At 75.6% G+C, this 13,558-nt stretch carries 15 protein-coding genes and 1 tRNA gene; 4 read left to right on the top strand and 12 right to left on the bottom strand.

Annotation, left to right across the window (positions count from 1 at the left end):
- Positions 1-33: 33 nt before the first annotated feature.
- Entirely contained in the window at positions 34-603 is a 570-nt protein-coding gene (pyrE, locus tag OZ948_11275; GenBank protein ID MEB2345311.1) for an orotate phosphoribosyltransferase, read from the bottom strand.
- The gene (locus OZ948_11270) at positions 600-1,778 is read right to left on the bottom strand and encodes an acyl-CoA dehydrogenase family protein (GenBank protein MEB2345310.1); all 1,179 of its coding nucleotides are present in this window, start codon (positions 1,776-1,778) and stop codon (positions 600-602) included. The genes pyrE and OZ948_11270 overlap by 4 nt, the downstream gene beginning before the upstream one ends.
- Positions 1,779-1,874: 96 nt before the next feature.
- Between OZ948_11270 and OZ948_11265 the strand changes: the two genes are divergently transcribed.
- Entirely contained in the window at positions 1,875-2,003 is a 129-nt protein-coding gene (locus OZ948_11265; GenBank protein MEB2345309.1) for a hypothetical protein, read from the top strand.
- Between the two features lie 9 nt (positions 2,004-2,012).
- Positions 2,013-3,206 (top strand): tRNA guanosine(34) transglycosylase Tgt, encoded by a 1,194-nt coding sequence (gene tgt, locus OZ948_11260; protein ID MEB2345308.1) that lies wholly within the window; start codon positions 2,013-2,015, stop codon positions 3,204-3,206.
- On the opposite strand, the gene OZ948_11255 is transcribed toward tgt, so the two are convergent.
- Positions 3,116-4,381 carry an MFS transporter gene (locus tag OZ948_11255; protein ID MEB2345307.1) on the bottom strand — a complete coding sequence of 422 codons (1,266 nt, stop codon included), beginning with the start codon at positions 4,379-4,381 and terminating at the stop codon, positions 3,116-3,118. The two genes, tgt and OZ948_11255, sit on opposite strands and share 91 nt — an antisense overlap.
- A gap of 10 nt (positions 4,382-4,391) precedes the next feature.
- Entirely contained in the window at positions 4,392-5,096 is a 705-nt protein-coding gene (locus OZ948_11250; GenBank protein MEB2345306.1) for a hypothetical protein, read from the bottom strand.
- 26 nt (positions 5,097-5,122) lie between these two features.
- On the opposite strand from OZ948_11250, the gene OZ948_11245 reads away from it, so the two are divergent.
- Positions 5,123-5,623 (top strand): ribonuclease HI, encoded by a 501-nt coding sequence (locus OZ948_11245; GenBank protein ID MEB2345305.1) that lies wholly within the window; start codon positions 5,123-5,125, stop codon positions 5,621-5,623.
- 10 nt (positions 5,624-5,633) lie between these two features.
- Here the strand turns inward: OZ948_11245 and OZ948_11240 are convergent, their stop codons facing one another.
- Positions 5,634-5,942: a sigma factor gene (locus OZ948_11240; GenBank protein ID MEB2345304.1), complete on the bottom strand. Its 309-nt coding sequence runs from the start codon at positions 5,940-5,942 to the stop codon at positions 5,634-5,636.
- Positions 5,943-6,177: 235 nt separating this feature from the next.
- A tRNA-Ala gene (locus OZ948_11235) sits at positions 6,178-6,253 on the bottom strand.
- 107 nt (positions 6,254-6,360) lie between these two features.
- Between OZ948_11235 and OZ948_11230 the strand changes: the two genes are divergently transcribed.
- The gene (locus OZ948_11230) at positions 6,361-6,813 is read left to right on the top strand and encodes a universal stress protein (GenBank protein ID MEB2345303.1); all 453 of its coding nucleotides are present in this window, start codon (positions 6,361-6,363) and stop codon (positions 6,811-6,813) included.
- Positions 6,814-6,861: 48 nt separating this feature from the next.
- Here the strand turns inward: OZ948_11230 and OZ948_11225 are convergent, their stop codons facing one another.
- The 6 genes from OZ948_11225 to OZ948_11200 are packed head-to-tail and all read right to left on the bottom strand — an operon-like array spanning position 6,862 to position 13,553.
- A complete protein-coding gene (locus OZ948_11225) occupies positions 6,862-8,487 on the bottom strand; it encodes a PfkB family carbohydrate kinase (protein ID MEB2345302.1) in 1,626 nt (541 codons plus the stop codon).
- Entirely contained in the window at positions 8,484-9,689 is a 1,206-nt protein-coding gene (locus OZ948_11220) for a dihydrodipicolinate synthase family protein (protein MEB2345301.1), read from the bottom strand. Before OZ948_11220 ends, OZ948_11225 begins: the two co-directional genes overlap by 4 nt.
- A gap of 45 nt (positions 9,690-9,734) precedes the next feature.
- Positions 9,735-10,430: a hypothetical protein gene (locus OZ948_11215; protein MEB2345300.1), complete on the bottom strand. Its 696-nt coding sequence runs from the start codon at positions 10,428-10,430 to the stop codon at positions 9,735-9,737.
- Positions 10,431-10,461: 31 nt separating this feature from the next.
- Complete coding sequence (gene eno, locus OZ948_11210) at positions 10,462-11,757, bottom strand: phosphopyruvate hydratase (protein ID MEB2345299.1); 1,296 nt, start codon at positions 11,755-11,757, stop codon at positions 10,462-10,464.
- A gap of 33 nt (positions 11,758-11,790) precedes the next feature.
- The gene (locus OZ948_11205; protein MEB2345298.1) at positions 11,791-12,567 is read right to left on the bottom strand and encodes an ABC transporter ATP-binding protein; all 777 of its coding nucleotides are present in this window, start codon (positions 12,565-12,567) and stop codon (positions 11,791-11,793) included.
- Positions 12,564-13,553, bottom strand: coding sequence for an iron ABC transporter permease (locus tag OZ948_11200; protein MEB2345297.1), 990 nt, complete (start codon positions 13,551-13,553; stop codon positions 12,564-12,566). The genes OZ948_11205 and OZ948_11200 overlap by 4 nt, the downstream gene beginning before the upstream one ends.
- Positions 13,554-13,558: the final 5 nt, after the last annotated feature.

The following is a 13,558-nucleotide window of genomic DNA, read 5'->3' as shown; positions in this document are numbered from 1 at the left end:
ACCCGCTCCCACCCGGGGTCCACGAGAGGGGCTCTAGAGCGGCAGATCCGCCCGCGTGTAGAGCGCCTCGAGCGCGAGCCCGCGCTGCGCGAAGGCGTCGGCCGCGCCCTCGCCGCGGTCGACGATGCAGAGGACGCGGGCCACCCGGCCACCCGCCGCCGTGACGGCGTCGAGCGCCTCGAGCGTGGAGCCTCCGGTGGTCATGGTGTCCTCGACGAGCGCCACGCTCTGGCCGGCGCGGAAGCCGCCCTCGATGCGCTTGCCGAGGCCGTGCTGCTTGGCCTCCTTGCGCACGAAGAAGCCGGCCAGCTCCGCCCACGCGGCGCCACCCCGGGTCGCGGCGGCCAGCAGCACGGCCGACACCACCGGCACCGCCGCCACGACCATCCCGCCCACCGCCTCGACGCGCGGCCCGGCCGCGAGCCGCTCGAAGAGGAGCCGGCCGGCCAGCTCGATGCCGCGCGGGCGCATCATCGTGGTGCGCAGGTCGAGGTAGAAGTCGCTCTCGCGGCCGCTCGCGAGCACGACCCGGCGGCGCTCGAAGGAGTGGTGCAGGATCAGGGCGAGGAGCTCGCGGCGCTCGGCGCCGGCGGGGGCGCTCACTGCTTGCGGATCCCGAGCGCGTACTCCGCGATCAGCTTCGTGTGCAGCTCGCTCGTGCCCTCGCCGAACTCGAGCGACTTCGCCTCGAGCAGGAGCCGCCCGATCTCGTACTCCGCCGACACCCCGTAGCCCCCGAAGACCTGCATGCCGTCGAGCGCGTTCTGCACGGCCGCCTGGCTCGCCAGCAGCTTCGCCATCGACGCCTCCATCGAGCAGCGCTCGACGCCGGCGTCCTTCATGCGCCCGAGCTGGTAGACCACGTGCCGGGCCTGCTGCACGCGGCAGAGCATGGCCGTGATCTTCTGCTGGATCAGCTGGAACTCGCCGATCTTCTGGCCGAAGGCCTCGCGCTCGAGTGCGTAGGGCAGCGTGAGGTCCAGGCAGCGCTGCGCCTGGCCGACGCAGCGCGCCGCCACCGAGAAGCGGCCCATGTCGAGCGCGGCGCCGAGGATCGGGAAGCCCTGGCCGGGCTCGCCGAGCACGGCCGCGTCGGGCACGAAGGCGTCCTGGAAGTGCACCTCGGCCAGGTTGTCGCGCTGGAGCGTGCGCATCGGGAACTCGCCGATCGTGATCCCGGGCGTGGCCTTCGGGTCGACCAGGAAGGCGGTCACGCCGCGGTGCTTGCGGCTGCGGTCGATCGAGGCGACCACGAAGAAGAGCCCGGCGTGCGCCGCGTGCGAGATGAAGACCTTGGTGCCGCTGAGGCGCCAGCCCCCGTCGGTGCGGGTGGCGGTGGTCGCCAGGTTGCCGAGGTCGGTCCCGCCGCCGGTCTCGGTGAGGCACGCCGAGGTGAGGCACTCGCCGCGCGCGATCGGCGGCAGCCAGCGCTCCTTCTGGGCGTCGCTCCCGAAGCGCAGGATCGAGCCGGCGACCAGCGAGTTGCTGACAGAGACGACGCTCGCGACCACCCAGTCGACCCGCGCCAGCTCCTCGCAGATCAGGCCGTAGGTGACGACGTCGGTGAAGGAGCCGCCCCAGCGCTCGGGGATCATCGGCGCCATGAGGCCCATCGGAACCAGCTTGCGGATCAGCTCGAGCGGGTAGCGCTTCGCGCGCTCGTGCTCCTCGACGTGCGGGAGGATCTCCTGCTCGGCGAAGGCCCGCACCGTGCGGCGCACCAGGCGCTGCTCCTCGCCGAGGTCGAAGTCCATCACGCGGTCGAGGGGGTTCGGCATCGGGCGGCAGGGTAGCCTGGACGTCTGCGGGCGACTCCCCTAGGTTGGGCGCCCCGGCGAAGCCCCCCTTCGCATCGCCCCCGCCCGGAGACCGCCGTGAAACAGAACGCCGACCTGAGCCATCGCAAGCGCACGAAGACCAGGCGCTACCGGGCGAAGCTCAAGGCCAAGCAGCAGCGCGCCCGCAAGCGCATGAGCTCCGGGCACCGCAAGACCTACCGGTAGCCTCCGCCGATGGCGGCAGCGCCCGCCTTCGCGTTCCGCGTCGAGGCCCGCGCGGGCGCCGCCCGCGCCGGCGTGCTCGAGACGCCCCACGGCCCGGTCCACACGCCCGCCTTCATGCCCGTCGGCACCCACGGCGCGGTGAAGGCGATGACGCCGGATCAGGTCGCGGCGGCCGGCGCCGAGATGGTGCTCGCCAACACCTACCACCTGGCGCTGCGCCCGGGCGAGGGGCTCGTCCACAAGCTCGGCGGCCTGCACGGCTTCATGCGCTGGCCCGGCCCGATCCTCACCGACAGCGGCGGCTTCCAGGTCTTCTCGCTGCCCCGGAAGGAGATCTCGGACCGCGGCGTGCGCTTCGAGAACGAGCTGAGCGGCGAGGCGATGGAGCTCACCCCGGAGCGCTCGATCGAGATCCAGAACGCGCTCGGCGCCGACGTGATCATGGCCTTCGACGAGTGCACGCCGTACCCGGCCGACGAGCCGCTCGCCGCCACCGGCGTGCGCCGCACCCTCGCGTGGATGGAGCGCTGCCTGCGCGCCCACTCGCGCGCCGACCAGGCGCTCTTCGGGATCGTGCAGGGCAGCGTCTACGAGAAGCTGCGCCGGCGCTGCGCGGAGGCGCTGGTCGCGATGGACCTCCGGGGCTACGCGATCGGCGGCGTCTCGGTCGGCGAGGGCCACGAGCTCCTGTGCCGGATCACCGCTTTCACCGCGCCGCTGCTCCCCGAGGACAAGCCCCGTTACCTCATGGGCGTGGGCCTTCCCGAGGACCTGGTGGCCGCCATCGGCTACGGCATGGACCTCTTCGACTGCGTGATCCCGACCCGCTACGCGCGCAGCGCGGTCGCCTTCACGAGCCGCGGGCGCGTGCGCCTCACGAACCGTCGCTATCGCCGCGACGGCTACCCGATCGACACCTCCTGCGACTGCGCGGCCTGCACGGGGGGCTTCACGCGCGCCTACCTGCACCACCTCTTCGCCGCCAACGAGATCCTCTCCGCGATCCTGCTCTCGATCCACAACGTGCGCTTCTACGAGCGCCTCGTGCAGCGCGCGCGGGAGGCGATCGCCGCCGGGCGCTACGAGGACTGGCGCCGCGGGTTCCTGGCCGACTACGGCGCGGAGTCCGCCGGCGACGAGCCGGGCTCCGGTGCGAGCGGCGGCTCGACGCCGCGGAAGCGCACGAAGAAGAGCAGGTCGTAGGCGAGCTTGAGCCCGCCGGCCGCGATCAGCGGCCAGCCGCGGTCCGAGGCGTCGAGCAGCGCGCCCGCCAGCAGGGGTGCCAGCGCCGCGGCCAGCGCGCGCGGCACGTTCGTGACGCTCGCCGCCGCCGCCCGCTCCTCGGGCGGCACGAGCGCCATCACCAGCGACTGGCGCGCCGGCACGTCCATCTGCGAGAGCGCCATGCGCAGGAGCAGGAAGGCGACGGCCCCCTCGACCGTCGGCATGAGCGCCGCCAGCACCAGGAACAGGTTGGCCGGGACGTGCGTGTACACCATCGTGCGGACACGCCCGATGCGCGCGGCGAGCCAGGCCGAGGCGAGCTGCGAGAAGGCCGCCAGCACGCCGGCCCCGAAGAACACGGCCCCGGCGGCCGCGAGCGAGAGGTCGAAGCGCTGGAAGAGCCAGAGCGCGAGGAGCGACTGCACGACGAAGCCGCCGCCGAAGGCGTCGAGGCTGAAGAGCGCCGCGAGCTCGAGCACGACGCGCCGCGAACGGGCCAGCGGCCGGTGGGGCCCCGGCGCCGCGGGCTTCGGGGCCGCGGGCGGCACGGCGCGGTAGAGCACGAGCAGGCCGAACGCCGCCGCGCCGTAGAGCGCGAAGCCGGCGCGCAGCGCGGACTCGAGCGACACGCCGAGCGGGCCCGCGGCGAGCCCGGGTACGCCGCTCGCGAGCGCGCCGAGGGCTCCGAGCAGCGCCCCGCCGAGGTTGTAGCGGGCGAAGAGGGCGGTGTGGTCGCGCGCCGCCGCCTGGCCGGCGAGCAGCGACTGCTCGGTCGGGGCGAACACGCTGACGTCGCCGCCGGTCGGGTTCAGGGTGCCGACGAAGGCCAGCACGAGCAGCGGCCAGAAGCCGGTCAGGACCGCGAAGCCTGCGCCGGTCGCGAGCAGGAGCAGGCTCGCGGCCCGCAGCACGGCGCGCGGCGCGAGCCGGTCGGCCGCGAGGCCGACCGCGAGCGTCAGCGCGGCCGAGCCGAGCAGCGCCGCCGTCGCGATCGCGCCGATCGCGGTGGCCGAGAAGCCGAGCGCCGCGAGATGGGCGGCCAGGCACACGCTCGCGAAGCCGTCGGCGAAGCCTCGCAGCGCGCGCGCCGCCACGAGCCGCCCGGCCACCGGCCCGGCGCTGGCCGGCAGGAGCGTGTGTCCGGGGCCCCGCACGGGGTCGATGCTACTCCGCCAGCAGCGGCCGCCAGACCGCCCCGCCCACGGGCTCGCCGGTGGCGGCCGCGAGCAGGTTCACGATCACGGCGTCCTCGGAGGCGCCCGTCGTGCGCGCCACCTGCGACACCACGCGGCCGACGCCGGTCAGCGTCACCGGCAGGTCGAGCTTCCAGGCACCCGCCTCGCGCACGAAGCCGGCCCGGAAGCCCGAGGGCAGGCCGGCGGCGTAGAGCTGGCCGAGCGCGCGCGCCGGGTCGAGGACGGCGACGTCGGCGAGCTCCACCTGCCGGGCGGCCCGGCGGTCGACGAGGCCGGCGCGCACCGCCTGCGCGGCGAGCTCGCGCGGCGGGCCGTCGCGCAGGAGCCAGACGGGGGCCTGGTGGCGGAGCGCCAGCACGGCAAGGCGCGGCCCCGGCGCGAGCGCCGCCACCTCCGTGACCGGGCCGTGCAGGGCGAGCTGCCGCAGGCGCGCCCACTCGGCGATCGACGCCTCGGAGACGAGCCCGAGCGCCGCACCCGCATCGCGCGCGACCAGCGCGCGCTCGAGCGCGGCATAGCTGCGCCGCACCTCGTCGGCCGGCCGCGCCGCGCCGAGCGCGAACGGAACGAGGAACCCGAGAGCAAGCGCCGCCGGAGGCCGCATGCGGCCGGGCGGACGAGCGGGACGGGCCGTCGATTCGAGCGCCAGGGCGGGGGCCTCCGGGCGGAGCATCGCGGACGCCCCTACCCTGCGCCGCCATGGCAGAGCGACGCGGCAGCTTCCTGACGCCCGAGCAGGTCCTCGCGCGCCATCGCGGCGGGCCGACCACGGGCGTCTTCACCGACGGCTCCTGCGAGGGCAATCCGGGCCCGGGCGGCTGGGGGGTCGTCTGGGTCGAGGAGGACCGCGTCGTCGCCGAGCGCCACGGGGCCGACCCGAGCACGACCAACAACCGCATGGAGCTGCGCGCGCTGATCGAGGCCTACAAGCTGCTGCCGCCCGACGCGGCGGTGACGATCCACTCCGACAGCCAGCTCTGCGTCAAGACCGTGAACGAGTGGGCGCCGGGCTGGGCGGCGCGAGGCTGGCGGCGCAAGACCGGCCCGATCGCGAACCTCGAGCTGGTCCAGGAGCTCTACGCGCTCGCCCGCGCCCATCCGCGCGCGAAGCTGGTCTGGATCGCGGCCCACGACGGCTCGCGCTGGAACGAGTACGCCGACGCCCTCGCCACCACCTACCTGCATTCCCCGAGCGCCTGACGCAGGCGGCCTACGCGTGGTGCGTATGGCGCGGCGAGCCGGAGGGCCTGGCGGGATGCGGCGCGTTCGTGCTCGCGACGCGCCGGGCCACGGCGAGCAGCCAGGCCGCGAAGGGCACCTGCCCGTCGTAGTCGTCGAGCTCCGCGAAGGCACGGCGCAGGATCCGGCTCGCGAGCGCCTCTGCCGCCGCGCGCCCGCGCGTGCGCCGGCCGACGAAGGCCCAGATCGAGGGCAGGCAGTCGGCGAACACCTGCTCGAAGGCGTCGCGATCGCCCGCGGCGGCGCGCTGGGTGAGATCGGTGTCGGCCGCAACCCGCACGATGGAGCCTCTGCCAGCTTCCGCACGATCGGTCAAGGATTTCCCTGGACCGACTCCGGCCATTCGGTCAGCACCCGCTCCCGCGGCCGGCCGGGGGACGCGGAGTAGGTGGCCCCGGCCCGGCGAGAGGTTCCCGCGTGTCTTGCGGGAGACGTCGTGACGGCGGCCGGTGTGGCCGGCGCACGCGGCGATCCCTCGCGCCTCCCCGGGGCGTCCGGCAGGTCGCGGACCAGGGTGGTGGAGCCGAGCGGGATCGAACCGCCAACCTCCTCGTTGCGAACGAGGCGCTCTCCCAGTTGAGCTACGGCCCCGGGACCTGGAAAACCGGCTCCGCACGGTAGAGCCGGGGTCCTGGGGCGTCAACCGAACGACCTCCGGTGGCCTTGCCGCATCCTGGGAATCCGTGCAGGCTAGGCGCATGACGATCGACATCCGCTCCATCCTGGTCCCGATCGACTTCTCCGCGAACGCCGCCACCGTCCTCGACTGGGCGGCCCACCTGGCCGAGGAGCACGGCTGCCCGCTGGTCCTGCTCCACGCCTACCACCTGCCGGTCGACTTCCAGCAGCTCGAGGGCGCCTACCTGCCCCCGGACTTCTGGGCGCAGGTGAAGAGCGACGCCGGCGCCAACCTCGAGAAGCACGCCCAGGGCCTGCGCACGCGCGGGCTGCGGGTCGAGACCGTGCTGCGCGAGGGCTACCCGGCGAGCGTGATCGAGGAGGAGGCGAAGGAGCGCCACGTGGACCTGATCGTGATCGGCACGCGCGGGCACACGGGGCTCAAGCACCTGCTGCTCGGCAGCGTGGCGGAGCGGGTCGTGCAGAAGGCGCCCTGCGCCGTCCTCACCGTGAAGGCGCGCGAGGAGAGCTGATCGGGAGCGCGGACGGGAGGCGCCGCCGGGGCGCCGGGACGAGGCCCGTCAGCCCTTCGAGAGCTGGCCGAGCCGGCCGCCGGGGTGGCGGGCGTGGTAGTCGGCGCGGGTGAAGCCGCGCGCGGTCTCGAGGCCGGTCGAGAGCGCGGCCAGCACCAGCAGCTCAGCGGCGATGCTGGCGCGCGGGGCCAGACCGAGGCCGCCGCCTTCGCGCGCGACGCCGGCGTCGAGCGTGACGTCGGCGGCCTTCGCGAGCGGCGAGTCGAGGCCGCCGGTGATCGCGATCACGCGGCCGCCGAGCGCCTTCAGGGTCGCCACCGCGGCGAGCAGCTCGCCGGTGGCGCCGCTGTTGCTGATCGCGATCACGACGTCGCCCGCCACCATCTGCCCCGCGCTCCCGTGCACGCACTCGGTGGCGTGCAGGAACTGCGCGGGCGTGCCGGTCGAGGCGAGCAGCGAGGCGCCGTAGCGCGCCAGGTGCTCGGGCTTGCCGACGCCGGTCACGTGCACGCGCCCGCCGGTGGCCTCGGCGGCGCGGATCAGCGCGAGCGCGTCGGCGTAGGACTCGGGCGCGAGCCGCCGGCGCAGGGCGCCGAGCTCCTCGAGCGCGATGTCGAAGGCGCCCGCGATCTCGGCGAGGGTCGGATCGGGGGGCGGCGGCGCCAGGACGAAGGGAGCGCCGTCGTAGAGCTCGAGCGCGCGCGTGCGCGCCCAGGCGGCGTCGGCCGGGAAGGCGCCGAGCCGTTCGACGCAGGCCGCGCCGCAGGCGTTGCCGAGGCGCGCCGCGTCCGCGAGGCCGAGGCCCTGGTGCAGCCCGGCGAGCAGCCCGCCGAGGAAGGCGTCGCCCGCCCCGGTGGCGTCGACGACCGTGACCCGCGGCGCGGCCACGATCCCTTCGAACTCGCCCGACGAGACCGCGCAGCCGATCTCGCCGTCGGTCACGACCACGGCCTGCGAGCCGAAGCGCGCGCGCAGCGCGCGCGCGAGCCCGAGCGGGTCGGCGTCGCGAGTGCCCAGGAGCTCGCGGGCGGCGCGCTTGCCGGGCTTGAGCAGGTCGGCCATCGCGAGCACCGCGTGCAGGGTCGCCTCGTCGCCGAGCGCCGGCACCGCGCCGGAGGGCGGCACGTCGAGGTCCACCACGGTCTCGAGCCCCGCCTCGCGCGCGATGCGCAGCGCCTCGTGGACGGCGGCGAGCGGCACCTGGTGCACCTCGGTGGTGAAGCGCGCGCCCCGGCGCAGGAAGTCGGCGTGGCGCGCCCGCACCTCACCGGCGGTCAGCTCCGCGGTCCCGGCCGGGTCGAAGTAGATCGCGCGCTCGCCGCTCGCGTCGAGGAAGATCTCGGCGACCGAGCTGGCGCCGCCGTCGAGGGTCAACTGGTGCTCGATGCCGGCGCGGTCCATCGCGCCGCGCAGCACGCGGCCGGCCTCGTCGTCGCCCTGCTTGCCGAAGATCCCCGTGCGCACGCCGAGCGCGCTCGCCCAGCCGAGCTGGTTCAGGATCACCCCGCCCACGAAGCTCGCGACCGAGCCGCCCCCGGCGAGCCGCAGGAGCGCCCCCTTCTCGTCGGGGCCGACGATGCGCGCCGCGCGGTGCACGCGGTCCACCACCATCGAGCCGAGCCCGACGAGCTGGAGCCGGTCGCGGCCCGGCCGGCGTGCCGAGTCGCGGCTCACACGCTTCGGAGGCCGCTCTCGCGCTCGACACCGAGCGGAGGCGCGGCCGGCGCCACGCTCACCCAGGGCGCGCGGATCGTCCGGGCGGCCTTCTCGCGCACCCGCGCGAAGACCTCGTCGAAGCGCTCGGCATCGGGGCGCGCGAGCTTCGGCGTGCCGGGCGCCACGGCGTCGCTGCGGATCACGCCGAGGTGGAAGAGCGCGCGCTTGAGGCAGGCGATCGTGCGCCGCCCGCTCGTCGAGTGCGTGCCGGAGCGGAAGTCCGCCAGCACCTCGCGGACCTGCTCCATGCGCTCGAGATCGCCGGCGCGGCACACCTGCCAGGCCCGCGCCCACTCGCGCGGCAGCGCGTTGGCCGGGCCGGCCACCACGCCCGCCGGCACGGCTCCGTGCAGGCGCCAGCGGTTCCAGTGGTCTACGAGCGTGCCCCAGGGGCCGCTGCGCGGGCGGAACAGGTCGAAGATCAGCATCGCGTCGCCGACGTAGATCGCGAACTCGCCGCGGTCGTTGAAGTGGCGCGCCGCCTTGGTGTAGTTGCCGAGCACCTTGCGCGGCGCCGAGACCTTGATCCCGCGCACGAAGTCGAGCCGCGAGAGCGCCTTCACCTGGCGCGTGCGGATGTGGGGCACCTTCGGGTCGATCGCGATGTCGGCGTTGTCGTAGAGGTACACCGGGATGCGCCGGGAGCGCGCGTCGAGGAGCTCGGCGATCTCGCGGGCCACGAAGCGCACCGGGTCGTCCACGCCGACGATCGAGAGCGGCGCCAGCACCGCGGCGTCGGCGCCGCAGGCGATCGCGAGGTCCAGGTTCTCGAGCGTCTCCTCGGGGCTCGGCGCGGTGATGCCGGCCCACAGCTCGACCTCCCGGCCGCCGAGCCGCGCGGAGCCCGCGAGCTGCGCGTTGGCCTTGGCGACCTCCTCGGCGCAGACCTGGATCACGCGCTGGCGGATCTCGTTGCCGACCCGGTCCCACTCGCCGGTGGTGCCCGCGGCGAAGATCACGTCGGCTCCGCTGCCGTCCTGGATCACGTAGCGGACGACCGCGCGCTGGTCCTCCTCGAGCAGCGCGGCGTCCTCGTCGAGGACGGTCACGACCGGAACCGAGAGGCCCTTGCGCGGATGGGTGTCTTCGACGGAACGCAGCGCCAGTCCCCCTCGTCGCCAGCGGCTCGGCCTCGGCGAGGGCAAGGATGCCAGACGCACGCGGCCCGGTCACGCGCGGAGCGCTCCGGGGCCGGCTCCGCCGGCTCAGGGTGCGGAGGCGGGATGGCCGGCCGTCCCGTTGCGCACCTCGACCCGCCAGCGCGGCCAGCCCGGCGCCTCGATGGTGTAGGAGGCCGGGAAGAAGATCGCCGGTGCGTGCTTGGCCGGCGGCCCGAAGCGGAAGCGCACGCCGCCTGCCTCGTCGATGCGCACCGGCCGGCGGCCGTCCTGGTCGAACCAGTACGAGGGCCGGCCGTTGTGGTCGAAGGGGCCCGGGTCGCGGCCCCCCAGCACCCAGCAGTCGGCGCTCCCGTCCATGCCGAGGTCGACCCGCTCGGGCTCGCCGCCGAGGGCCGCGAGCGCCGCCGCCACCTCGGCCTCGCTGCCGGCCTGGAGGAGCGCGAAGGGCGGGAGCAGCGGCATCGCGCGCTCGACCGGCACGTCGTCGCGGGTCACGGTGTAGCGCTCGCCGCTCCGCTCGTGGAACTCGTGGCGGCCGTCGGCCAGGGTGAGCTGGAGGCGTGACGGGCGGACCGGGTCGAGGATCGCCCGGCCGCTCGCCACCGGCTCCCCGTCCTCCCCGATCACCGCCACCTCGAGCACCAGCGGCTGGCTGCGGCCGGCCTGGCGGTTCGTGCGCGCGACCTCGCTGCGCACCGCCTCCGCAGAGGGGATCACCGCGACGGCGGGCCTCGGGGCGGCGGCGAGCACTGCCAGCACGCCCAGCATGACGCGCGTCACGAACCATGACGCGGGCCGGGATCCCGCTGCCTCAGCGCCGGGCGAGCCCACTGGCCCCCGCATAGCGCGCGCGGCTGCCGAGCTCGCCCTCGATCCGCAGCAGCTGGTTGTACTTGCAGATCCGGTCGGTACGGCTCGCCGAGCCGGTCTTGATCTGGCCCACGCCGGTCGCCACGGCCAGGTCCGCGATCGTCGTGTCCTCGGTCTCGCCCGAGCGGTGCGACATCACCGCCGCATAGCCGGCCGCGCGCGCGACGCGGATCGCCTCGAGGGTCTCGGTGAGGGTCCCGATCTGGTTCACCTTCACCAGGATCGCGTTGCCGACCTTCTCGGCGATGCCCTTCTCGAGGATCGCCGGGTTCGTCACGAAGAGGTCGTCGCCGACGAGCTGCGTGCGACCGCCGAGCTGCTCGGTGAGCCGGGCCCAGCCGGCCCAGTCGCCCTCGCCGAGCCCGTCCTCGATCGAGACGATCGGGTAGCGGCCGCACCAGTCGGCCCAGAACGCGATCATCTCGTCGCTCGTGAGCACGCGGCCCTCGCCCTCGAGGTGGTAACGGCCGTCGCGGTGGAACTCGGACGCGGCGGGGTCGAGCGCGACGGCGACGTCGGCGCCGGGCCGGTAGCCGGCCTTCTCGATCGCGCGGAGCACCAGCTCGATCGCCTCGCGGTTGCTCGACAGGTTCGGCGCGAAGCCGCCCTCGTCGCCGACCGCCGTCGAGTAGCCCTTCTCGTGCAGCACCTTCGCGAGCGCGTGGAAGACCTCGGCTCCCCAGCGCAGGGCCTCGGCGAAGCTCGGGGCCCCGAGCGGGTAGATCATGAACTCCTGGAAGTCGACGTTGTTGTCGGCGTGGGCCCCGCCGTTCACGACGTTCATCATCGGCGCCGGCAGGAGGGTGGCCCCGTCGCCGCCCGCCCAGCGGTAGAGCGGGAGCCCCCCGCCGCGCGCGGCGGCATGGGCCGCCGCCAGCGAGACGCCGAGGATCGCGTTGGCGCCGAGCCGGCTCTTGGTGTCGGTGCCGTCGAGCGCGATCAGCGCGCCGTCGAGCCCTGCCTGCTCGTCGAGCCCACCCAGGGCGACCCCTGCGATCGTGTTCGCAATCTCACCGTTCACGTGCTCGACGGCCCGGCGCACGCCCTTGCCCCGGTAGCGCCGGGGATCGCCGTCGCGCAGCTCGAGCGCCTCGCGCGAGCCGGTCGAGGCGCCGGACGGGACCGCGGCACGGCCGACCGCGCCGGTCGAGGTCGTGACCTCCACCTCGACCGTCGGGTTGCCCCGCGAGTCGAGGATCTCGCGCCCGAGGACCCGCGCGATCGTGAGCTTCGCCATCCCACGCCTCCCGGCCGGTGAAGGCCGCGGACCTTAGCGAACCGCGACGACGACGGGCGCGCCGTCGGGCCCCGCCGCCACCTCCGCCTCGATCGCGAAGGCCTCGCGCAGGAGCGCGGGCACCAGCACCTCGGCCGGCGGGCCGGCCGCCAGGATCCTGCCCCCGGCGAGCAGCGCGAGGCGATCGCAGGCGCGCGCCGCGAGGCCGAGGTCGTGCGAGACGACGAGCGCGCTGCCGCCGGCCGCCGCGAAGGCCCGCACCCGGGCGAGCACGTCGAGGCGGTGGCGCAGATCGAGGAAGGCGGTCGGCTCGTCGAGGAGGAGGAGGCGCGGCTCCTGGGCGAGCGCCCGCGCCACGACGGCGAGCTGGCGCTCGCCGCCCGAGAGCGTCTGCACCGAGCGCCCGGCCAGGGCCTCGATCCCGACCTGCCTCATCGCGTCATGGGCTGCGTCGAGATCGTGGCGGCCCTCGAAGCCGATCCAGCCGAGGTGGGGGGCCCGGCCCATCAGCACCACCTCGGCCACCGTGAACGGGAACGGGAAGTGCGTCTCCTGCGGCACGAGCGCGATCGCCCGGGCGCGCTCGCGGCGGCCCCAGGCGGCGAGGGGCCGCCCCTCGAGCCGCACCGTGCCCGCGTCCGGTGCCACGAGCCCGGCCGCCGCGCGCAGCAGCGTCGTCTTGCCGGCGCCGTTGCGCCCGAGCAGGCCCACCACCTCGCCCGGCGCGAGCGCGAGGTCGGCCCCTGCGAGCACCGCGCGCGGCCCGAGCCGGAGCGCCACGCCCTCGAGCGCGAGCCGCGGGCCGCTCACGGCAGGAAGCCCCGGCCGCCCTGGCGGCGCAGGAGGACCAGGAAGAGGGGGCCCCCGAGGAGCGCGGTGATCGCACCGACCGGGAGCTCGCGGCCCGGCAGGAGGGTCCGCGCCAGCGTGTCGCAGGCGACCAGGAAGGCGCCCCCGCCGAGCACCGACGCCGGCACCAGCAGCCGGTGGTCGGGGCCGAAGAGCAGGCGCAGCGCGTGCGGCACGACGAGGCCGACGAAGCCGATCAGGCCCGACACCGAGACGGCGCCGCCCACCACGAGCGCCGTCGCGAGCAGCACGAGCCGCTTCGTGCGCTCGACCGCCACCCCGAGCTGCGCCGCGCCGTCCTCGCCGAGCGCGAGCAGGTCGAGCGCGCGCGCCAGCGGGAGCGCGCAGGCGAGGCCCGCCGCGAGCAGCCCGGCGAGCGCCGCGAGGAGCTGCGGCGGCGCCGCCGCGAGCGTCCCGATCAGCCACAGGAAGATGCTCGTGCCCTCGCTCAGGCCGCCGAGCGAGGCCAGGAAGACGATCGCCGCGGACGCGAAGGCGTTGAAGACGACACCGGTCAGGAGCAGCGTCGTCGCCGAGAGCCGGCCGCGCCAGCCGGCCACGCCGAAGAGCAGCGCCGTCGCGCCGAGCGCGCCCGCGAAGGCCGCGATCGGCACGAGCCCGGCGCCCGCCCCGATCGCCGCGCCGAGGCTCAGGACGGCCACGCCGGCGAGCGCCGCGCCGCCCGAGATGCCGAGCACGAAGGGGTCGGCGAGGGGATTGCGCAGGAGCGCCTGGAAGCAGACCCCGGCGAGCGACAGCGAGGCGCCGACCAGCGCCGCCGCCGCCACGCGCGGGAGCCGGATGCGGCGCACGATGTCGCCGGCGGGGCCCGCGGCGCCGGGGTCGAGGAGCGCGCGCAGCGCCTCGCCGGGCCCGAGCGCGCTCGGCCCGACGACCAGGCCGGCGGCCAGCGCCGCGGCCAGCAGGGCGGCGAGCGTGACGAGCACCGCCG

It is taken from the genome of Deltaproteobacteria bacterium (assembly GCA_035063765.1).
In the GTDB taxonomy this organism is placed as follows: domain Bacteria; phylum Myxococcota_A; class UBA9160; order UBA9160; family PR03; genus CAADGG01.
This window is presented reverse-complemented; position numbering and strand designations above follow the sequence as displayed.

What these genes read in the sequence shown, in the direction of transcription:
- OZ948_11270 (MEB2345310.1), bottom strand. Translation starts at nt 1,778, where the DNA reads ATGCCGAACCCCCTCGACCGCGTGATGGACTTCGACCTCGGCGAGGAG.
- eno (MEB2345299.1), bottom strand. Translation starts at nt 11,757, where the DNA reads ATGGCGAAGCTCACGATCGCGCGGGTCCTCGGGCGCGAGATCCTCGAC.
- OZ948_11245 (MEB2345305.1), top strand. Translation starts at nt 5,123, where the DNA reads ATGGCAGAGCGACGCGGCAGCTTCCTGACGCCCGAGCAGGTCCTCGCG.
- OZ948_11250 (MEB2345306.1), bottom strand. Translation starts at nt 5,096, where the DNA reads ATGCTCCGCCCGGAGGCCCCCGCCCTGGCGCTCGAATCGACGGCCCGT.
- tgt (MEB2345308.1), top strand. Translation starts at nt 2,013, where the DNA reads ATGGCGGCAGCGCCCGCCTTCGCGTTCCGCGTCGAGGCCCGCGCGGGC.
- OZ948_11230 (MEB2345303.1), top strand. Translation starts at nt 6,361, where the DNA reads ATGACGATCGACATCCGCTCCATCCTGGTCCCGATCGACTTCTCCGCG.